Annotated in this window: 18 protein-coding genes and 1 other annotated feature; of the genes, 14 read left to right on the top strand and 4 right to left on the bottom strand. The window is 34.8% G+C overall.

What is annotated here, in order from left to right:
• The first annotated feature begins 37 nt into the window (after window positions 1-37).
• Window positions 38-577, top strand: a complete 540-nt coding sequence (locus DN408_RS18120; RefSeq protein ID WP_050000203.1) for a PadR family transcriptional regulator — start codon at window positions 38-40, stop codon at window positions 575-577.
• Between the two features lie 36 nt (window positions 578-613).
• Window positions 614-2,362 (top strand): MFS transporter, encoded by a 1,749-nt coding sequence (locus tag DN408_RS18115; RefSeq protein ID WP_147740280.1) that lies wholly within the window; start codon window positions 614-616, stop codon window positions 2,360-2,362.
• Between the two features lie 73 nt (window positions 2,363-2,435).
• Here the strand turns inward: DN408_RS18115 and DN408_RS18110 are convergent, their stop codons facing one another.
• Window positions 2,436-3,614 (bottom strand): MFS transporter, encoded by a 1,179-nt coding sequence (locus DN408_RS18110; protein WP_050000205.1) that lies wholly within the window; start codon window positions 3,612-3,614, stop codon window positions 2,436-2,438.
• Between the two features lie 159 nt (window positions 3,615-3,773).
• Between DN408_RS18110 and DN408_RS18105 the strand changes: the two genes are divergently transcribed.
• Together DN408_RS18105 and DN408_RS18100 are read left to right on the top strand one after the other, a co-directional pair.
• Window positions 3,774-4,088: an ArsR/SmtB family transcription factor gene (locus tag DN408_RS18105; RefSeq protein ID WP_050000206.1), complete on the top strand. Its 315-nt coding sequence runs from the start codon at window positions 3,774-3,776 to the stop codon at window positions 4,086-4,088.
• Window positions 4,089-4,424: 336 nt separating this feature from the next.
• Entirely contained in the window at window positions 4,425-5,693 is a 1,269-nt protein-coding gene (locus DN408_RS18100; RefSeq protein WP_050000207.1) for an MFS transporter, read from the top strand.
• Window positions 5,694-5,750: 57 nt separating this feature from the next.
• Here DN408_RS18100 and DN408_RS18095 read toward each other — a convergent pair whose 3' ends face one another.
• Window positions 5,751-6,734: a ketoacyl-ACP synthase III gene (locus DN408_RS18095; RefSeq protein ID WP_002126759.1), complete on the bottom strand. Its 984-nt coding sequence runs from the start codon at window positions 6,732-6,734 to the stop codon at window positions 5,751-5,753.
• Window positions 6,735-6,916: 182 nt separating this feature from the next.
• On the opposite strand from DN408_RS18095, the gene DN408_RS18090 reads away from it, so the two are divergent.
• The 6 genes from DN408_RS18090 to DN408_RS18065 all read left to right on the top strand — a co-directional run bounded on the left by DN408_RS18090 (window position 6,917) and on the right by DN408_RS18065 (window position 13,161).
• Window positions 6,917-7,468: a hypothetical protein gene (locus DN408_RS18090; RefSeq protein WP_016126767.1), complete on the top strand. Its 552-nt coding sequence runs from the start codon at window positions 6,917-6,919 to the stop codon at window positions 7,466-7,468.
• 480 nt (window positions 7,469-7,948) lie between these two features.
• Window positions 7,949-9,208, top strand: coding sequence for a GTPase HflX (hflX, locus tag DN408_RS18085; protein WP_002126761.1), 1,260 nt, complete (start codon window positions 7,949-7,951; stop codon window positions 9,206-9,208).
• Between the two features lie 289 nt (window positions 9,209-9,497).
• Window positions 9,498-10,709, top strand: a complete 1,212-nt coding sequence (locus tag DN408_RS18080; protein WP_078421906.1) for an MFS transporter — start codon at window positions 9,498-9,500, stop codon at window positions 10,707-10,709.
• 10 nt (window positions 10,710-10,719) lie between these two features.
• Complete coding sequence (gene cysK, locus DN408_RS18075; RefSeq protein WP_002126763.1) at window positions 10,720-11,637, top strand: cysteine synthase A; 918 nt, start codon at window positions 10,720-10,722, stop codon at window positions 11,635-11,637.
• Window positions 11,638-11,730: 93 nt separating this feature from the next.
• On the top strand, window positions 11,731-12,243 hold the full coding sequence (locus tag DN408_RS18070) for a GNAT family N-acetyltransferase (protein WP_304487897.1): 513 nt from the start codon (window positions 11,731-11,733) through the stop codon (window positions 12,241-12,243).
• Window positions 12,244-12,336: 93 nt separating this feature from the next.
• Window positions 12,337-13,161 (top strand): DUF4037 domain-containing protein, encoded by an 825-nt coding sequence (locus tag DN408_RS18065; RefSeq protein WP_003188604.1) that lies wholly within the window; start codon window positions 12,337-12,339, stop codon window positions 13,159-13,161.
• Between the two features lie 58 nt (window positions 13,162-13,219).
• Here DN408_RS18065 and DN408_RS18060 read toward each other — a convergent pair whose 3' ends face one another.
• Window positions 13,220-14,854, bottom strand: coding sequence for a putative polysaccharide biosynthesis protein (locus DN408_RS18060; protein ID WP_002168662.1), 1,635 nt, complete (start codon window positions 14,852-14,854; stop codon window positions 13,220-13,222).
• A 220-nt stretch (window positions 14,855-15,074) separates the two neighbouring features.
• Window positions 15,075-15,297: a binding site (T-box leader), on the top strand.
• A 298-nt stretch (window positions 15,298-15,595) separates the two neighbouring features.
• Here DN408_RS18060 and DN408_RS18055 point away from each other — a divergent pair.
• Window positions 15,596-16,939 carry a sodium-dependent transporter gene (locus DN408_RS18055; RefSeq protein WP_061675714.1) on the top strand — a complete coding sequence of 448 codons (1,344 nt, stop codon included), beginning with the start codon at window positions 15,596-15,598 and terminating at the stop codon, window positions 16,937-16,939.
• 38 nt (window positions 16,940-16,977) lie between these two features.
• Here DN408_RS18055 and DN408_RS18050 read toward each other — a convergent pair whose 3' ends face one another.
• Window positions 16,978-17,682 (bottom strand): polysaccharide deacetylase family protein, encoded by a 705-nt coding sequence (locus DN408_RS18050; protein WP_078178777.1) that lies wholly within the window; start codon window positions 17,680-17,682, stop codon window positions 16,978-16,980.
• Between the two features lie 326 nt (window positions 17,683-18,008).
• On the opposite strand from DN408_RS18050, the gene DN408_RS18045 reads away from it, so the two are divergent.
• The 3 genes from DN408_RS18045 to DN408_RS18035 all read left to right on the top strand — a co-directional run bounded on the left by DN408_RS18045 (window position 18,009) and on the right by DN408_RS18035 (window position 19,866).
• Window positions 18,009-18,272 carry a CD3324 family protein gene (locus DN408_RS18045; protein ID WP_002012161.1) on the top strand — a complete coding sequence of 88 codons (264 nt, stop codon included), beginning with the start codon at window positions 18,009-18,011 and terminating at the stop codon, window positions 18,270-18,272.
• A 155-nt stretch (window positions 18,273-18,427) separates the two neighbouring features.
• Window positions 18,428-19,114: a DUF421 domain-containing protein gene (locus DN408_RS18040; RefSeq protein WP_002126773.1), complete on the top strand. Its 687-nt coding sequence runs from the start codon at window positions 18,428-18,430 to the stop codon at window positions 19,112-19,114.
• Window positions 19,115-19,224: 110 nt separating this feature from the next.
• Window positions 19,225-19,866, top strand: a complete 642-nt coding sequence (locus tag DN408_RS18035) for a FusB/FusC family EF-G-binding protein (RefSeq protein ID WP_002126776.1) — start codon at window positions 19,225-19,227, stop codon at window positions 19,864-19,866.
• Window positions 19,867-19,870 lie beyond the last annotated feature (4 nt).

Raw genomic sequence — 19,870 nt, 5'->3', positions numbered from 1 at the left:
TATGATTATTGATTATATACTGCATGGGGGTCTTATTTTGAAGGGAAGAGATGTTGTTTTAGGTTTATTAATGGAAAAAGAATTGTCTGGTTATGACATTAAAATTGTGTTTGAGGATGTATTTACTTACTTTTTTGATGGAAGCTTTGGAATGATTTATCCAACGTTACGACAATTGGAAAAGGAGGGGAAAATTAAAAGAGAAATTGTCATGCAAGAAGGGAAACCGAATAAGAAAATGTACTTTATTACAGATGAAGGGCGTGAAGAGTTTTATAAATACATGCAAACGGATGTAGAGAAAGACGTTTTACGTTCAGATTTTTTAATGAGGATGTATTTTGGTAATTATAGTGATGATAGGGCGATAAAAAAATGGATTGAAGACGAAATTGAAAGGAAAGAAGCGTACATTGCGGATCTTCGTTTGAAATATGAAAAATGGAGAGAAGGTATTACTTTCGTTGAAGAAATTTCGCTCGATGTAGGTATTGCATCATATAGTGCACAAGTAGAGATGTTGAAGAGGAAGTTACAGCAATTAGAAGCAAAAGAAAACAATAAAACGGAAGAATGAAAAACACGTTCACAATGAATAAAGGGGTAGATTAACATGGAGCAGTCAAAGGGTATTAAGATTGTCTTTTTAATGTGCTTAGGTATTTTTCTTTGTATGATTGATACAACGATTATGAATATAGCTTTACCAGCAATACAATCGAGTGTAAATACTTCATTAGAGAAGATGTCTTGGGTATTAAATGTTTATACAATGACGATTGCAGTACTCGCAATCCCGCTAGGACGGATAGCTGATATTTTTGGGAAAGCAAAGGTGTATATTCTCGGTTTAATTATTTTTGGTGGTGGATCAGTGCTTTGTGCTTTTGCTAATACAGGTGACTTCCTTATTTTTTCTCGTTTTATACAAAGTGTTGGAGCAGCAATTTTATTTCCGACAAGTATGGTAATTGGTGTATCAGCTATGCCGTTAGCAAAGAGGCATGTTGCACTTGCTATTTTAGGAGTAACGCAAGGATTGTCAGCTGCACTTGGTCCGGTAATAGGCGGAATTATTACGCAAAATGTAGGATGGAGATGGGTATTCTTCGTCAATGTTCCGATTTGTATTCTTGGAATCATTTTATGCTGTATTATGTTACAAGTAAAAAATGAAGAACGTATTATTTCAAAAATTGATTGGATTGGACTCATATTAAGTAGTTTAGCGATTTTTTCTTTTACTCTCGTATTAGTGAAAGGCAATACGTGGGGATGGCAAAGTAATATCGCTTGGTCTTGTTATGCAATTAGCACTATTTCTCTTATTCTATTTGTTCTAGTGGAACGAAAGATTCATAATCCGATGGTGAATTTAAAATTATTTAAAGATCGAATGTTTGCAGGGGCGTCTATCGTTGTTATATTAAGTAATTTATTTTTAATTGGAGTAACTGTATTACTTCCAACATTCTTGACAAAAATACAATACCGAACGGAAATTGAAGCTGCTTTTTTAGTGACACCTATTTCAGCGATGATATTTTTTGTCTCACCGGTTGCAGCAACTTTAATTAAAAAATTTGGAAAAGTAACTATTATTTTGTCAGGGTTTCTTGTTATGGGCCTATCCTACTATTGGTTGCAAATGATTGACGTTAATTCAACAAATATAGAAATTATTATCCCATGTATGATATTAGGTGTTGGATATGGTTTAGTAGTGGGGCCAATTACAGTTTTAAGTGCATCTTCGTTTGAAGGAGAATTATTAACTGCTTCTCAAACTGTCGTATCGATGTTACGTCAAGTAGGTATTGTATTAGCAGTAGCGATATTTGTATCTAACTTAACACACAACTTATCTGTAAATAAAGAGAATGTATATCGTTATGCAGAAGAAAAAGTGCGTAATATTCATGTGGATAGTGCTCAGCAAGCTGAGATATTACAGGTAACAAAAGAAAAAATAGAGAAACAAAGTATAGAAACAAATGTAGAAAAGAAACAAAATGAAACATTGGTGGGATTAAGTAAAGAGAAAAAAGACGAATTAATTCACCAAAAAGTGGATGAAGTATTAAGTGGAGTTCCAGTAGAATATCGAGAGATAAAAAGAGAAGAAGTTACGAATCGAGTAACAAAAGAAGTTGAAAAACAAGAGGAGAGTATAAAGAAAGAAGTACTTGTATTTTCAAAAGATGTAAGTCAGTATGCCAAAAATAAGATGGCTATGAGTTTTACTGATTTATATAAAGCGAGTGTTCCAGTTATTTTAATTTGTGCTTTAGTAAGTTTGTTATTTTGGGAAGGGAGACTTCGAATTAGTAGAAGAAAGAAGAAGCTAGTGGAAGAGTCGTAGTAATAAATATCACTCATATTATAAAATAGGCTACTATTCAAATAGATTTTGAATAGTAGCCTATTTTTATTTATTACAATAGTTTCGGATCCAACTTTTTACTGATTTGGGTGAGGATTAATCCGATGAAAACTTGTAAACTTCCTATCCATGTTACGTGTATGATAGAGCTATGTTCAATAATTATACTACCAATATAAGAACCAGTTGCAATTCCTATATTAAAAGAAGCAATATTTATAGCAGAAGCTACATGTGTAGTTTTAGGAGAAATACGATCTGCTAAAATCAAAGTATATAATTGAAGTCCTGGAACATTCATAAAGGCGAATAATCCCATTGAAGCTACAGCTATTAAACCAAGAATTTTGAATGGAGCTGCAAAGTATAACAATAAGAGTACAACCGTATGAAATATAAAGATGTTGGATAAGGAGTGGATGGGGTAAGTATTCGTCACCTTTCCACCGATTAAATTTCCGATTGCAATCATAATCCCATAGAGGAAAAGAATAATTGTTACGCTATTTAAAGAATACATTGTGACATCCTGTAACAGTGGAGAAAGGTAAGTAAATACTGTGAATGTTCCGCTCGAAATAAAAGCGGTTATAATAAATACTAATAATAATCTTGTATTTGTAAATAATTCTTTAAAATCTTTTAGTTTTGAAGGTGTGCCTTTTTCTTCGGATTTGGGTACAAGTAAAAGTGTTGAAATATATGCAATGGCGCCGATAATTGTAATAAATAAGAAGGCCATTCTCCAGCCGAATTGTATACCGATGAATGTACCGATAGGAACACCGGTAACAGTTGCAATAGTAAGGCCAGAAAACATAATGGAAATTGCTTGTGCTCGTTTATTTTCTGGAACTAATGAAGCGGCCATTAATGAACCAATGGACATGAAAACACCATGCGAAAAAGAGGCTATAATTCTACCTATTAATAATACAAAGAGATTCGGAGCAAGAGCGGATATACCATTTCCAATTATAAAGACAAGCATGACTAATAATAACAATTTTTTTCTAGGTATCCCCGCTGTGAGAGAAGTTAGTACGGGAGCACCGATTGTCACACCTAACGCGTAAACAGTGACAGTTAGTCCCGCCATACTAACAGGAACAGCTAAATCATTAGAAATTAAAGGGAGTAGGCCAACACTTATAAATTCTGTGACACCGATGGCAAATGCTGAAATAGCCAATGTTAATAAGGCAAATGCTCGATTACGTTTTACATTCATTTTTATTACCTCCATGTTTTATAATTCGGCATATCGAGAAATTCCGATTAATGTTTCTGTTAACTATATTAATCGGTAATTCCCGATATGTCAAAATTAAAAGTCAAACACATGACTGGACAAATTGACATATCGTAAATAGCCGATTAATATGGGGATATGAATAGAATCGAAATTTTTAAAGCTCTTTCAAATGATACACGTTTAAATATTTTGGAATGGTTGAAAGAACCAGAGAAATACTTTGATAAACCATCAGCACATTTATCAAAAAATATTAATGAAAAAGGCGGTGTGTGTGTAGGGGATATTCAAGAAAAAGCTAACCTTTCTCAATCAACCATTTCACAATATCTTTCTATGATGCAAAAAGCTGGGTTATTAGAATCGACAAGGCACGGTCAGTGGACATACTACCGGAGAAACGAAGCTACAATTCGAGAAATTACGGATTTTCTTAAAGATAACCTTTGATAAAAAATAAACAAAAAAGCACAAGTGAAAATTTGTGTTTTTTGTTTATTTTTATTGTAAATATGGAGTGAAAGCTCAATTGTTTAATCGTTAGTTATTACTAGAAATATTAGTGTTTATTTATAAAAAGCAAAGTTAGTATGGAATTCTAGATTCAATTCCTCTAAATTATGACTATAATATCTTTTATTATTAAAATTAGTAAAGTCAATTCCGGTGCAATGTTCTAGATTTCTATCTAAAATAATGATAAAGTCTGGTTAGAAAATCTTTGTGAAGTAAAGGGAAGAATGAAATATTAAAAAGAGAGATTCATTTCATAAAGCAGGTGAGGAAATGCTAGGTAAGGTGGATGATTCAATAAGTGGTCATGTGTATACAGAAGAAGAACAACAAAAATTATATAAACGAACGTTAATAATAGTTAGTATTTCACAAATGTTCGGCGGAGCAGGGTTAGCCGCTGGAATTACAGTAGGTGCACTACTTGCACAGCAAATGCTTGGAACAGATGCATATGCAGGATTACCGGCTGCTATGTTTACAATGGGATCTGCGGTAGCGGCTTTCTTTGTTGGGAAGTTATCGCAAAAATATGGTCGCCGAATAGGACTTGCAACAGGGTTTATAGTAGGGGGACTAGGGGCTATTGGAGTTGTATTGGCTGCGTTAACAAATAGTATTATTCTTTTACTAGTTTCTTTACTCATATACGGTGCAGGTACAGCGACGAATCTACAAGCTCGTTATGCTGGTACCGATTTAGCAGATAAGAAGCAGCGAGCAACTGCTATTAGTATTACGATGGTTATGACGACTTTTGGTGCGGTGGCTGGTCCGAATTTAGTAGGTGTAATGGGGGATTTTGCCCATTCAATTGGAATTCCTAACCTTGCTGGTCCGTTCATATTATCAGCAGCGGCATTTATACTTGCGGGTCTTGTACTTTTTGTTATGCTTCGTCCAGATCCATTAATTATTGCTAACATAATAGAAACATATAAACAAGAACATACATATAAAGGGCAACCAGTAACAGAAGAAATAATAGAGAATAAGCGTGGTGTTACCGTTGGAGCAATCGTTATGATACTTACTCAAATAGTGATGGTTGCGATTATGACGATGACGCCAGTTCATATGGGACACCACGGTCATGGTTTAAGTGCAGTAGGTCTCGTGATTGGTTTTCATGTAGGTGCAATGTACCTTCCATCGCTTGTTACAGGAATGTTAATTGATAAAATTGGCCGTACTACGATGAGTATAGCTGGTGGGATGATTTTACTTGCAGCGGGTGTCATAGCTGCGATAGCACCGAGTGATTCTTTATTATTATTAATTGTTGCTCTTTCTTTACTTGGATTAGGATGGAATCTCGGATTGATTTGTGGTACAGCACAAATCGTTGACTCCACAACTCCTTCTACACGTGCTAAAACACAAGGGAAAATAGATGTTTTTATTGCGTTAGCCGGAGCTTCAGGTGGAGCGATGTCAGGAATGGTAGTAGCTAATTCCAGTTATGCGGCATTATCATTAGCGGGAGGGGCTGTAGCCCTACTGCTTATTCCAGTTGTGATATGGTCTCGGATAGGTAAATAAATTTCATGAAATTAAAAAGAGGTTCTAGTTATTCCCTAGAACTTCTTTTTAATGTATTTAACTTAAATCCCATGCCACAATAAGCCCTAAATGCGTAAGCCCACCACCAAATCCGTATAGCAAAAGTGTGTCTCCGTTATTTAATCTTCCTTTTTTTCTAGCTAAATCTAAAGCGAGTGGAATAGAGACGGAAGATGTATTCCCCATATCTTCCACACTCGTTAATGTTTTTTGAATAGATATTTTTGATTTTTCGCAAATAGATTCAATCATTCTTAAGTTAGCACTATGTGGTATGAACCAGTCTATATCATCTATTTGCAAATTTGCAGTATGTAATAGTTCTTTTATGCCGTATGGTACTGTTCGTACAGCCCATTTATATACTTCTCTTCCATTTTGAACAATTTTTTCACTTGTTTGTAGTGGTGTGCCATTCATAGTAGTAGATAAGTTTGTTCTGTATAGATGAATGCCACCGTCACCGTTTGTTCCCATGTGAGCAGCGATAAAGCTTGGTTTGTTTTCATCTCTTTCTAATAAAATAGCTCCAGCGCCATCACCGAACAAAATACAGGACGTTCTATCGGTGTAATCAGTAACTTTAGATAATGTCTCTGTCGCTATGACGAGTACTTTTTGATGTGATCCAGAAGTGATTAAGCTATTACCGACATGCAGTCCGTATGTGAAACCAGCGCAAGTCGCATTTAAATCAAAAGCTAGTGTATGAGGTATGTTGAAGTATTGTTGTATTTGGCAAGCAACACTAGGGAAAACATAGTCAGCAGTAGTTGTAGCGACGATGATACAGTCAATATCCTCTAAGTTTTTCTTATATGTTGTACACAAATTTTCGATTGCTTTAATGGCTAAGTGTGAGGAGTATTCGTCTTCGTTAGCAATTCTTCTTTCTTTCATGCCTGTTCTTTGTACAATCCATTCATCATTCGTATGGACCATCTTTTCTAAATCGTTATTAGACAATACTTGATCTGGAACATAAGTACCAATTGCGGTAATACGAGATTTAGAATTCATAGGAACATCTCCTAACTTATTTTTATAACCTGATACTAATATCAGGTTATAAAAATGTCAATAAAGATTTTCTGTTTAATAAAATTAATATATTTTAATAAATAGAAAGGGATTTGAGGAGTGATGTCCAAATAATATACGGAAAGCTTCTAAAATTGATACTTTGAAGGGGTCTGAGATTCTTGAAAAGAATCATTTATTTGTTGTCTCTTGTTTTAATTTGTAGCTTTACTTTTTTTATTTTGCCAGAGAAATCTTATGCTTGTGACTGTATTAATGTATCACCAGAAGATGCATTTCAAAAAAATGATGTGGTGTTTGAAGGTAAGGTGTTAGAAGTTCAAGAGAAAGGTGAAGGCGGAATTAAAACATTATTTGAAGTGAAGAAAATTTGGAAAGGGACAAGTTCTTCGCGAATTATTATATATACAAGTGTAAGTAGCTGTGCATTTCGTTTTGCAGAGGGAGGAGAGTACTTAGTCTTTTCTTCTTATAGAGGAGAGGAAAAGTTAGAGACATCTATCTGCAGTGGAACGAAGAGATTAGATGAGGCAGAGATTGAGAAAAATGCTTTAAGTCATATTGCAAAAGAGTCTGTTCCGACGAAGAAAGTGGATTTAAAAGATGAAATGGTAAGCGGTTTAAGTTGGTGGCAAGTAACTATCATTTCTATAGGTGTGTTATTGTTAATTGCTGTTGTTATTTTTATTGTGAGAAGAACTCGCAAAAAATGACGATTAAAGTAAAAATATAAAGATTTTCTTTCTGTTTCTATGGGTGGTTTAATCTTGTGAAAGCGAATTACTTATGCTACACTTTATGTAACTTAAAATGAACGGAGGGGCTTCCTTTGATCTTAATCAGATTACGTCTCAATACTTTGTGCCAATAATTGAATAGCGCTCAAAGGCTCTGTCTGTGTACAGAGTGAACGGGATTGGTCTGCCTATTTTAAAGGAACCCTTTATTAAGCTTATATGTGAAAAAGAGGGAGGGACGAATACGCCCTCTTTTTGTTTTGCCTTTATAAATAGAATGGGATAGTATAGGTGAACACTTGTTGGATACGTATACTATCTTGGGACTTTTTGACCATGTATAGGACGAAAGCACTGCTTTCTTCTATTTCTTTGGTGAACCCTTATCCGTTTACGAAAACACAGGCAGTGACCTGTGTTTTTTATTTTGCGTAATCGAAATGGAGGAATAAATATATGGAAGAATTATTACAAAGAGCAATATTAGTTGGAGTGAATTTAGGTAAGGAAGCTGATTTTGCATATTCGATGGAAGAGTTAGCAAATCTTACGGAAGCTTGTGATGTGGAAGTAATCGGTCAAGTGACGCAAAATTTACAACGAGTAAATCCGTCGCATTATATTGGAAAAGGGAAGATTGAAGAAGTAGCAGCGTATGTGAAAGAAGCAGATGCAAATATGGTCATCTTTAATGACGAATTATCTCCTTCACAAATTCGAAATTTAGAAGAGGATTTAGATTGTAAAGTAATTGATCGTACCATTTTAATTTTAGATATCTTTGCGCAACGTGCGAAAACGAAAGAAGCGCAGTTGCAAGTAGAAGTGGCCCATCTTCAGTACATGATGCCTCGTTTAATCGGTCTTCGTGAATCTTTAGGAAGACAAAGCGGGGGAGTTGGCACGAAAAATAAAGGTGTCGGTGAGAAGAAGTTGGAATTAGATCGTCGTAAAATTGAAGAACAAATTGCGGCTCTAAATAAAGAATTAGAAGCACTTGTTGCACAGCGCCAAACGCAGCGTAAACAACGTAAGAAAAATGAAATTCCAGTTGTGTCGTTAGTAGGATATACGAATGCAGGTAAATCAACGATAATGAATACAATGCTTGAAATTTTTAATGGTACTGTAGAGAAACAAGTATTTGAAAAAGATATGTTATTTGCGACGTTAGAGACATCTGTACGAAATATTGATTTGCCGGATAATAAATCATTTTTATTAACGGATACTGTTGGATTTGTAAGTAAGTTACCGCATCATCTTGTGAAAGCATTCCGTTCAACGCTAGAGGAAGTGGCGGAAGCAGATTTACTTATTCACGTTGTAGATTACTCAAATCCCAATTATGAGCAATTAATTGATATTACAAATGAAACGTTAAAGAAAATTGGCGTGGAAAATATCCCGACGATATATGCATATAACAAATCAGATTTGGTAGATGTTGAAATTCCGAAAGTGCAAGAAGATCGCGTTTATCTATCTGCGAAGAAACATGTTGGAATTAAAGAGCTTGTAGAAGTAGTTCGTTCACACATTTATAAAGAGTATACGAAGTGTGAAATGTTAATTCCGTATGATCAAGGGCAGGTAGTTTCGTATTTCAACAATCATGCACACGTTTTATCTACGAGTTATGAAAACGAAGGTACGAAAATGGCACTAGAATGTAAGACGAGTGATTATGAGAAATATAAGCGTTTTTCTATTTAATAAAAAAAGGCGATCCTAATATGTTTTAGGATCGTCTTTTCTTCATAGTTGCAAGCCTTCCTTTCGTCCTGCCTTAGTATAAAAGAAAATACAAAGAGTTCATATAAATAAATCCGACAAAGCAGATAGAAAAAACATATTTTTTTAGAAGTTGAATTTCTGGAAAAAGAAATGAAACCAGTATAGAATAGAAATGTTTCAAAACTCAGAATTTTTTCTGATTAAAGTCTAAATTTATTACACTAACTGTAATAAATATATATTTTGTACAGGAAGGAGAAATACACATATGCAGGCAGTTTCACAAAAAAATACAGTAGAAACACCGACAATATATCGAATATTATTTGCGATTAGTTTCGGACATTTTTTGAATGATTCGATGCAAGCGGTTGTGCCCGCGTTGTTTCCTATTTTGGAAAAAACGATGAATTTATCCTATATGCAAGTAGGGTGGATTGCGTTTGCGTTAAATATGACGTCATCGATTATGCAGCCGGTTTTTGGGATGTATTCAGATAAGAAGCCGTCACCATTTTTATTACCGCTCGGTATGTTTTCGAGTATGCTTGGGATGATTGGACTCGCATTTGCACCGAACTTTATAGTTGTTATTATTTCTGTTTTATTTATTGGATTAGGTTCCGCGGTCTTTCATCCGGAGGGCGCTCGTGTTGCTTACATGGCAGCCGGTGCAAAACGAGGTTTAGCACAAGCGATTTATCAAGTGGGGGGAAATACAGGGAATTCTCTAGCACCTATTTTTACAGCATTAATTTTCGTTCCGCTCGGTCAAATTGGTTCTTTAGGTTTTACAGCCTTTGCAGCAGTAGGAATTGTATTACTAATTTTCGTATCAAATTGGTATAAAAATGAATTAGCCACTGGTGCTGTAAGAAGGAAAAAGAGGGCTGCACTTGAGGCTGAAAATGCGATTGTAAGTACGCACATTAAATTTGTTATTATACTTCTTGTTTTTCTAACATTTGTACGTTCTTGGTACGGTGCTGGTATCGGGAATTTCTATCAATTTTATTTAATAGAGCATTACGGTTTATCTATAAAAAATGCACAGTATTTCGTCTTCGCTTTTATGATTGCTGGTGTATTAGGTACTTTCTTTGGTGGTCCGTTAGCAGATAAATTCGGTAAGAAAAAGATTATTGTCTTTTCGATGCTCGGTTCAGCGCCGCTTGCACTATTGTTACCTCACGTTTCTCTTATGTGGGTTGTACCGTTATTTTTATGCATTGGATTTATTAGCTCTAGTAGTTTTAGTGTAATCGTTGTATATGCACAAGAACTTGTTCCAGGGAAAGTTGGAATGGTGTCAGGATTAATTGTCGGTCTTGCGTTTGGTCTTGGAGCATTAGGTGCTGTAGTCCTTGGGAAATTAGCTGATATGTATAGTCTTCAATTTATTATGCTATTATGTAGTGGTTTACCATTAATTGGACTTACTTCATTGTTACTGCCAAATGATAAGAAAACGATAGAATAGGGGATGCGCTATGAAATTATGTGAAAACGTTACAGAATTAATAGGAGATACACCTGTTGTCCGATTATCTAAATTTATTCCAGAGGACGCAGCGGATGTGTATGTAAAACTGGAAATGTTTAATCCGTCACGCAGTGTGAAAGATCGCGCTGCCTATAACTTAATTCATATTGCCGAGGAACATGGTCTCATTAAGCCAGGTGATACAATTATTGAACCGACAAGTGGAAATACAGGAATTGGCTTAGCGATGAATGCAGCTGCTAAAGGGTATAAAGCTATTTTAATTATGCCAGATAATATGTCCAAAGAGCGTATTAATTTATTGAAAGCATACGGCGCAGAAGTAGTTTTAACACCAGCAGAACAAAGAATGCCAGGAGCAATTGCGAAGGCGGTAGCGTTACAAAAAGAAATTCCAAATAGTTTTATTCCGCAGCAATTTGAAAACCCAGCAAATCCGAATATTCATCGTTATACGACTGCACTTGAAATTTATGAACAAATGGATGGAGAACTTGATGCATTTGTAGCAACCGCAGGAACAGGTGGAACAATTACAGGGACCGGTGAAACGTTAAAAGAGAAACTACCAAACTTATATATTGCCGTAGTAGAACCGAAAGGATCACCAGTGTTATCTGGTGGTGTTCCAGGCCCTCATAAACTAGTCGGAACAAGCCCAGGGTTTATTCCAAAAAACTTAAATACAGAAGTGTATAACGAAATTATTCAAATTGCGGATGAAGAAGCATTAACTACAATGAGAAACTTAGCAAGACAAGAAGGCTTATTAGTAGGACCATCTTCAGGAGCTTCTGTGTACGCTGCAATTATGATTGCAAAACGCTTAGGTGCTGGTAAAAAGGTTTTATGTATTGCACCTGATACAGGGGAGCGCTATTTAAGTATGGGGCTATTTGAATAAAAGTGATAGAAGCCCTTAATAGTAAGGATGAAAATCCCCTATTAAGGTGTTTCTTTTAGAAAAATAGATAATGGGTGAGTGGGGAGAATGACAATGAAGCTATTGAAACCAACATACGAATATAGCGAACAAATTATGGAGTATAGGCAGGCATTTTTACATTCAGGAGAAGAACCGCACGGTAGTTGTTCTTTACAAAATTTCGATTCTATTGGTGAATGGTTTGAAAAAGTAAGTACACAAGAAGAAGGAAAAAATTTACCATCTAATCGAGTACCATCTAGTCAGTTTGTTAGTGTTGAGAATGGAAAAATAATAGGTTTTGTGAATATTCGACACCGGTTAAATCCAGAGTTATTGTGGGAAAGCGGTCATATCGGTTATAGTGTTCATCCGAATAAACGTCGCCAAGGTTATGCAACTGAGCAACTGCAACTTTCATTGGCTGAGGCGCAAAAATTCGGGTTGAAGAAAGTGCTAATAACTTGTGATAAAGCTAATGTTGGTTCGGCTAAAACGATTCAAAAGGTTGGCGGTGTGCTAGAAAATGAAGTAGTTTCTTCTAATTCTGGCGAAATTGTTCAGCGTTATTGGGTAGAAATATGATTTAGTGGAAATTTGAAAAGGTAATATAATGTTTAATATCGAAATAGATAAATGAAAAGTAAGGGGAGTACTGCAGTTTTAGGGGGAAATGCAATGGGATTAAAAGAGAAAGCGATAGAGGTGTCGGAGATTTATAGGCAAAACCAGAAAGTCGAAGCTATTATTTTAGCAGGATCTGTAGCGAGAAAGTTAGAAGATGAACATTCAGATATTGAATTACACATTTTATGGTCAGAACCACCAGAGGATGAAGAGCGTCTAGGTCCAATTAATAATATTGGTGGAACGATTTTGTCATATCATCCTTACGAGGACGAAGAATGGTCGGAAACGTATTTGACGAAAGAAGGAATTAAACTAGAGATTAGTAACTTTTTAACATTGACAGTAGAAAAAATTATTTCAGAAGTTATAGAGCAGTATGATATAAATTATGAGAAACAATGTATTGTATCATCGGTTCATGATGGTGTGAGTTTGTATGGAGAAGTAAAAGTACATGCTCTAAAAGAAAGAGTTGAAGCATTTCCAGAAGAACTGGCGAAAAGGATGATTTCAGAAAACCTTTGGTTAAGCAATCGTTGGCATAATCGAGAGGCGCTTTTAAAACGAAAAGACTGGCTTATGCTTTATGATGTTATTTGTGAAGTACAAAGGGATTTATTCGGTGTTTTATTCGGTTTGAATAGAATGTACGTGCACCATCCTGCATTTAAATGGATGGCTTATAATGTAGAGCGTATGAATATTAAACCTGAAAATCTATATGAGCGTATGGCGGATACGCTGATAGGGGAACCAGAGTATAGTGTACAGGAGTTAGAAGTGTTGATCGAAGAGGTATTACATTTAGTAGAACAATATGCTCCAGAATTAAATATTGCTGAACAACAAAAGCGCATTCAATATGCGAAGTAAAAAAACAAGAGATGTAAAAAAACAAGAGATGTAACAACGCTTTACATCTCTTGTTTTTTTATTTTACTAACTTTCCTAATACAGGTAATCGTCGAATCCTATCACCGAGAATATGCGAAGCAAGTCCACTCGTTAATACGAATAAAAGATAAACAAGTCCTCCTGCTGATGCGCATATAAATACAATAATCAGTGATTCTACATAAGATTGGCCAGGAATAATCCAGCTTATAAATGCTCTTAATACGATCACAACAGCAGACATTGCTGCGGAGTAAATCGTAATAAGAAATACTGTTTTTGCTGTTTCGCCAATTTTAAATTTCGCAAACTTAACGATGCAGTACAACATAATAATATTTGAAACGAGATATCCGAGAATTGTTCCAAGTACAGCACCATGTCCACCGAATAAATGTAAGAGCGGTGTGTTCACCACAATTTTAACGAGAATACCGGCTGAGAATGCAATCATTGTTTTTCTTTGATAATCAATTCCTTGTAATATAGCAGCTGAAACTGTGAAAATTGCACTTAATACAGCAGAAGGTGCAAATGAAATTAAATATTGTGATCCACCAAGTGCAATTTCAGGATTTACATAAACCATGCGGAATGCATCGTAAGCGATACTAGCAAGACCGAATGCGGCTGGGATAGTGAAGAATAATAATACTTGAAATATCTTTGAAATTTGTCCTTGTAATTCATCTAGCTTCCCGCTTGTAAATGATTTCGTTATAGCCGGAATAATTGTTAATGAGAATCCAGTTGCAAGTGAAGCCGGAATCATAATTAACTTTTGGGCATAGTTCGTTATATAAGCGAAAACTGCATTCGCGGTTTCTAAAGGTTCTCCCATTGCTCTAAGGACATCAGCTACGGTATATTGATCTACTAACGTATAGAGCGGGATTGCAATGCCTACAAATACAATTGGAATTGCATAACGTAGTAATTCCATATAAATACTTCTTAACGGAATGTTTGATGATCTCGTTTTCAGCTCACCTTCAGGAGGTTTTAATCCATTATATTTTTTCCAGTACATCATTAAAATAGAGACGCTTGCAAGTGCCCCGATAACAGCACCAAATGTAGCAACTGCAACAGAAGAAGCTACTGAACCTCCTAATAGTTTTGAGACGATAAAACTACCAACTAAAATGAAAACGACACGTGCGATTTGTTCTACGACTTGAGAAACAGCACTTGGTTTCATATGTTGAAAACCTTGGAAATAACCACGTGTAACACTCATAGCTGGTACGATAATAAGCGCGAAGCTTAATGCTCGCATTGTAAGTGTTACGTCTGCGATAAATTGTGGATCTGGTGTTTTCGAGCGAATAATAAATTGTGATATGTACGGTGCTCCAATAAATAAAGTTAAAAATCCTAAAAAGCCCATAAACATCATTAATTTTACGCTCGAGTTATACAATTTTTTACTTGTACTATAATCACCAAGTGCATTATGTTTTGCAACAAATTTTGAGACGGCAATAGGAATACCAGCTGTTGAAAAGCTTAATAAAATACCGTACCAAGAGTATGCGTATCCATATAAAGCGACCCCTTGCGTTCCAACTAATAATTGAAAGGGGAAAAAGTATATAAAACCTAAAATTCGTGAAATCATTGTTGCACCACTTAATAAAGCGGTACCTTTTAAAACTTTTGAAGTAGACAAAATTCTTTCCTCCTACTCGTGCTGTCTTGCATTTATCGTATACTACTATAAACCTGCTAGAGAAGTTAATACAGTATAAACCATAAATGTTCTAATACTATTCATACAAAAGTCATATTTTGAATCTTTAAATAGAATGTAATGCATAAAAATTCAAAATATAAGTTGACACTATTTTTAATGTATGATAAAAATGATAGTAATCAATTCGGAAAATAATATTTGGGCAATGAAAGGGTATAGTAGTGAATATCTCCCTATTTCAGAGAGCTGATGGTTGGTGTGAATCAGTATATAGATTATTCATGAAGTTCGTCCTGGAGCATCTTTCATAAATCTCACATTATGAGGAAATGAAAGACGGTAGTTTATACCGTTATCAAATAAAGTGGTGAAGATTGTTTCACAACTAGGGTGGTACCGCGATATTTATCGTCCCTACGTATTTACGTAGGGACGTTTTTTATTTAGGTCCTAATTTTGGTGTGGCTTCATAACTAGGGTGGTACCGCGATATTTTATCGTCCCTACGTATTTGCGTAGGGACGTTTTTTATTTAGGTCCTAACTTTGGTGTATCTTCACAACTAGGGTGGTACCGCGATATTTTTGTCGTCCCTACGTATTTACGTAGGGACGTTTTTTATTAGGGAGGAAGTGAACGTATTAGAAAAGAGTATGGATAGAACAATATAAATACCGGATTGTAAAACAGAAAAAGATAAAGAGAGGAGATTAACAAATGAATTCACAGCAATGGACATCGAAATTAGGTTTCGTATTAGCTGCAGCAGGTTCAGCGATTGGTCTTGGAGCGATTTGGAAGTTCCCGTATATGGCCGGAATTGGAGGAGGCGGCGCGTTCTTCCTTATTTTCATCGGTTTCACATTATTAATTGGTTTACCGCTATTATTAGCTGAATTCGTTATCGGAAGAAGTACACAAAAAGAGGCCGTTGAGGCGTATAGCGAAATCGCACCAAAAACACTATGGCCTTGGTTAGGTAAATTAGGGATTGTAACTTGTTTCATACTACTTTCTTTCTACAGTGTTGTAGGGGGATGGATTTTACTATATTTATGGAATGCAATTACAGGTAGACTATGGGAAGGAAATGGGGCATACGAAGCTACGTTTGGTGAAATCATTTCCAATCCATATTTAGCAGTTGGATCACAGCTATTATTCATCCTTATTACTATTTTTATCGTAAGTAAAGGTGTACAAAATGGTGTTGAAAAAGTAAATAAATATTTCATGCCAGCATTATTCGTATTATTCTTTGTACTAATTGTTCGTGCACTTACTTTAGACGGTGCTGGAGAAGGAGTTCGATTCTTCTTACAACCTGATTTCTCAAACGTAACGTCAGAAATCATTTTATATGCAATGGGGCAATCGTTCTTCTCGCTATCCGTCGGTGTAGCCGTTATGGTAACGTATAGCTCATACTTACCGAAAGAAGAAAGTTTACCGCGTTCAGCATTTTCTATCGTAGCTTTAACACTTGTTATTACATTACTTGCAGGGCTAGCGATTTTCCCAGTTGTATTCGCATTTGGAATGGAACCATCTCAAGGGCCGGGGCTATTGTTTATCGTACTGCCAGCTATTTTCAGTAAAATGGCGTTCGGGAAATTATTCTTCATTGTTTTCTTATTACTATTCTTCTTTGCTACTATTACATCAGCAATTTCGATGTTAGAAATTAGCGTTGCATCTTTAACAACTAAAGGTAAAAGTAAAGGGAAACGTGAAAAAATGGCATTAATTGTTGGCTTGTTAATCTTTGTTGTAGGGGTTCCATCAGCCTTATCATTCGGTTTGTTAAGTGATGTGAAACCATTTGGGAAAACAATTTTTGATTTAGCAGACTATGCGGTTAGTAACATACTAATGCCACTTGGTGTTTTATTAGTTTCCATCTTTGTCCCTTTAAAAATGAAGAAAGATGTATTAATGAAAGAACTTGGTGTAAGTAAAAATAAAGGCTATAAACTGTTCGTATTATGGTTATTCTTACTTCGCTATATTGCACCAATTGCGATTATTATCGTATTCCTAAATGTACTTGGAATTATATAAAAGAAAGGTAGCGTATCGAGATATGATACGCTACCTTTTTATTTTGCTTTTTTTTGCAATTCGTTTACTGTCACGAATTGATAGCCCTTTTTAGATAAAGAGTCTAAAATACCTTCAATAGTTTGCAGATTTTCATTAGATTCATCGTACATAGGGTGCAATAAAATGATAGAACCTGGTTTTACATTTTTACTAACATATTCAATTTTATCAGCTGTAGATGTATAAAAAGTATCAGGTTCAAGGTCCCATGTGATTGTTTCGATATTGTTTTTATTTAAATAATAGGGCAGACCAATTAGCTTTTTACCGTTAGGTGGTCTAAAATCAATTTCATCTGTATATCCTGTTTGACGGATTATCGAGTTCGTTTTTTCTATTTCTTCTTTAATAAAAGAAGGAGTTTTGAAAACCATTCTGTTATGAGAGTATGTATGGTTTCCAATTTGGTGTCCAGATTGTACGATATCTTCTCCTAACGATAGGTTTTTCTCTAGTTCATTTCCGATTAAAAAGAAAGTAGCTTTTGCATTGTATCGATCTAGTAGCGGTAATATTTGTTTTACATTGTTAGTAGGACCATCATCAAAAGTTAAAGCAATCACTTTTTCATTTGTTTCTACTCGGTTTGTTAAACCTCCAAACAATTGAAAACTTCTTGCGTTCATCAATTTGTATGTTCCGAATAATGCTACAGTAATAATGAATAATGTAACGATTGTAATGATAATATTCTTTTTCATAACGCAACCTCACTATACTTTTGGATTGGACTAAAAAGTATTATATCAAACTAAGTAACTTCGTGCTTTAAAAAGGATGTGGATGCAAGGGGAAGAAATTTATCATATAATAAAATGCAAAAGGTATATTAGGAGGTGTTTATATGGCGATTATAATTCAATTGCCAGACACTGCAGCGTCTCATGCAAAGCCAAGTATGGAAATGGCGATACTTTGCGTGGGGTAGACAAGTAATATACAATCGCCTAAATGAGCTCGTATCATTTTTTATATTTGGCTTTGCACCTTATTGAAATGAACCATAAAAAATAAGGGGCGAGCAGAAATGAAATACGTTAAAGCTGCGACGGTTTTACCAGAAAGTTTAATTGCTGAAATTCAAAAGTATATACAAGGTGAAACAATTTACATTCCAAAACAAGAAACAAAACATTATAAATGGGGTACACAATCTGGAGGAAGAAAACAACTAGATGAAAGAAACAAAGCTATTAAAGAAGCGTTTAAAAGTGGAATTTCCATTCATCAACTTGCGGAGGAGCATTTTCTTTCCGGAGAAACGATTAAAAAGATTGTGTATTCTAAATGAAAATAAAAGAGTCTAGTTCAATTATTAAATTGAAGTAGACTCTTTTTGTTTTGTATCTATTGGATATGAATGGGCAAGATAATAGAAAAAATGTGCCGGCTTTTTACTAAATAGAATATAGAGCATTTGAGTGAAAAGCAGAAAGGTGAGCATATATGAATCATCTAGGACAAATAACGATAGAACTATTTTTTGGTTTTTTTGTGCTATTGATTGCTACTAAAATATTAGGGAAGACACAAATATCTCAGTTAACGCCATTTGATTTTATTTCTGCCATAGTTCTCGGAGAATTAGTAGGAAATACTATATATGATCCGGAAATAAAAGTATGGTCTATTTTATATGCAGTACTTGTATGGGTAGTGTTAATTTATACAATAGAAGTGATAACGCAAAAATTTAGAGGGACGAGAAGTTTTTTTGAAGGCTCTCCGTCAATCATTATCCGTAATGGATATATTGACCGGGAACAACTAAGTTCAAATCATTTGGACATTAATCAACTACAACAAATGCTAAGACAACAAAAAGATATATTTTCAATCCGAGAAGTTGAATATATGATTTTGGAACCTAATGGAAACATAAGTGTTCTGAAGAAAAGCAAATATGAATCTCCTACTATAAATGATTTAAGTTTAAAACATAAACCTGTATACTTACCGATTTCATTAATTAGTGATGGAAAAGTAGTGAAAGATAATTTGAGGGAAGCAGGTTTTGATGAAGGATGGCTTTATAAACAAATAAAGCAAAAAGGGATTACTAAATTTGAAGATGTATTATATGCAGAATGGAAAACAGATGATGGTTTCTTTTGTCAGGAAATGCCTCGGTAGAACATAGTCAGAGTATGTAATGTTCATTTCTAAGTTATCTTTTACATATCAAAAAGCTGAATCATTGTATACAATAAGACTAGATCAACAATTTGTATGGAGTGATAAAGATGGAAGCTTTTATTAGAAGTGATCAATACAATTTTATAAAGTCACAAGCTTATATTTTAGCAAATGGGCATGCAACGGCAAATGATAGAGGTGTAATTCAAGCGTTAAAATCACTTGCGATTGAAAAGATAATACATGTATTTGAGAATTTAACGGATGAACAGAAAGAGTTAATTGATACGGTATTAACAGTTCAAAATAGAGAAGATGCAGAATCGTTTTTAATGAAAATAAATCCGTATGTCATTCCGTTTCAGGAAGTTACAGCACAAACATTAAAAAAATTATTTCCTAAAGCGAAAAAATTAAAACTTCCTGATATGGAAGAACTGGACATGAAAGAATTATCTTATTTAAGCTGGATTGATAAAGGGTCAAGCAGGAAATTTATTATAGCGAAAAATGATAAAAATAAGTTTGTTGGTCTGCAAGGAACATTTCAAAGTTTAAATAAAAAAAGCATTTGTTCATTATGTCATGGGCATGAAGAAGTAGGAATGTTTTTAGTTGAAATTAAAGGTGATGTACCAGGAACTTTCGTTAGAAAGGGAAACTATATTTGCAAAGATGGTGTAGCTTGTAATCATAATATGAAATCGCTTGATAAGTTACAGGATTTTATTGAGAGACTAAAGAAATAAAATA

It is taken from the genome of Bacillus sp. AR13-1 (assembly GCF_008042285.1).
In the GTDB taxonomy this organism is placed as follows: domain Bacteria; phylum Bacillota; class Bacilli; order Bacillales; family Bacillaceae_G; genus Bacillus_A; species Bacillus_A mycoides.
Note: the sequence above shows the minus strand (reverse complement) of the source record. Positions and strands in the feature narration are given on the sequence as shown.

Excerpts from the sequence above, each read along its gene's own strand:
- DN408_RS18100 (WP_050000207.1), top strand. The coding sequence starts at position 4,425 with ATGCTAGGTAAGGTGGATGATTCAATAAGTGGTCATGTGTATACAGAA.
- DN408_RS18050 (WP_078178777.1), bottom strand. The coding sequence starts at position 17,682 with ATGAAAAAGAATATTATCATTACAATCGTTACATTATTCATTATTACT.
- DN408_RS18065 (WP_003188604.1), top strand. The coding sequence starts at position 12,337 with ATGGGATTAAAAGAGAAAGCGATAGAGGTGTCGGAGATTTATAGGCAA.
- DN408_RS18105 (WP_050000206.1), top strand. The coding sequence starts at position 3,774 with ATGAATAGAATCGAAATTTTTAAAGCTCTTTCAAATGATACACGTTTA.
- cysK (WP_002126763.1), top strand. The coding sequence starts at position 10,720 with ATGAAATTATGTGAAAACGTTACAGAATTAATAGGAGATACACCTGTT.
- DN408_RS18045 (WP_002012161.1), top strand. The coding sequence starts at position 18,009 with ATGAAATACGTTAAAGCTGCGACGGTTTTACCAGAAAGTTTAATTGCT.
- DN408_RS18035 (WP_002126776.1), top strand. The coding sequence starts at position 19,225 with ATGGAAGCTTTTATTAGAAGTGATCAATACAATTTTATAAAGTCACAA.
- DN408_RS18110 (WP_050000205.1), bottom strand. The coding sequence starts at position 3,614 with ATGAATGTAAAACGTAATCGAGCATTTGCCTTATTAACATTGGCTATT.
- DN408_RS18055 (WP_061675714.1), top strand. The coding sequence starts at position 15,596 with ATGAATTCACAGCAATGGACATCGAAATTAGGTTTCGTATTAGCTGCA.
- DN408_RS18115 (WP_147740280.1), top strand. The coding sequence starts at position 614 with ATGGAGCAGTCAAAGGGTATTAAGATTGTCTTTTTAATGTGCTTAGGT.
- DN408_RS18080 (WP_078421906.1), top strand. The coding sequence starts at position 9,498 with ATGCAGGCAGTTTCACAAAAAAATACAGTAGAAACACCGACAATATAT.
- DN408_RS18040 (WP_002126773.1), top strand. The coding sequence starts at position 18,428 with ATGAATCATCTAGGACAAATAACGATAGAACTATTTTTTGGTTTTTTT.
- DN408_RS18095 (WP_002126759.1), bottom strand. The coding sequence starts at position 6,734 with ATGAATTCTAAATCTCGTATTACCGCAATTGGTACTTATGTTCCAGAT.
- hflX (WP_002126761.1), top strand. The coding sequence starts at position 7,949 with ATGGAAGAATTATTACAAAGAGCAATATTAGTTGGAGTGAATTTAGGT.
- DN408_RS18070 (WP_304487897.1), top strand. The coding sequence starts at position 11,731 with ATGAAGCTATTGAAACCAACATACGAATATAGCGAACAAATTATGGAG.